The sequence below is a fragment of the Spiroplasma endosymbiont of Lariophagus distinguendus genome, assembly GCF_023846195.1.
Classification (GTDB): domain Bacteria; phylum Bacillota_I; class Bacilli_A; order Mycoplasmatales; family VBWQ01; genus Spiroplasma_E.
This window is the reverse complement of sequence record NZ_JALMUW010000189.1, coordinates 1-527: the sequence shown is the minus strand read 5'-3', so window position 1 is coordinate 527 and position 527 is coordinate 1. Positions and strand designations below refer to the sequence as shown.

The window sequence follows — 527 nt, the reverse complement described above, 5'->3', positions numbered from 1 at the left end:
ACTATAACATACTATGGTAAAAAGTATTTTTCTTATAAAAATAATAAAGTTCAATATATACAACCCAGAACTGACGTAATTGTACTTAAATCGTTTATTAATGAGTTATATCTTAGTTATAATAATCAAATATATCAACTAAAAGAAATACCACTAAAGCCAATTATCAAAGAAGATTTGATAAAAACTAAAAAAGTTTATATACCAAATAAAGACCATCCTTGAAGATATGGTTATTAATAATACATAATTAAAATTAGGCAAAAAATAGAATTCTATAAGAGATTTTATTTTTTGAATACTAAATCATATAAATTTTTAAATCATTTGTATATGAGCAAATTTGGTGTCTTAAAATTAATTTTAAATATATAAAGATATTACAATTGTAATATCTCGTTTTTAAATTTGTGGCAAGCTTGGTTTATATCCGCTTGTTGAAGATTGAACTTGTAAATCTGTTGAATTTATTTCTTGTTTATCAAATATGAATTCAGATAATTTTGTTTTTTTAAAATTAGTTAATT

The 527-nt window shown here is 20.5% G+C and carries 1 pseudogene; it reads left to right on the top strand.

Going from position 1 to position 527, the window contains the following annotated elements:
- Positions 1 to 240 (top strand): annotated as a pseudogene (locus M0D11_RS06470) (ISNCY family transposase); the annotation flags it as partial.
- Positions 241 to 527 lie beyond the last annotated feature (287 nt).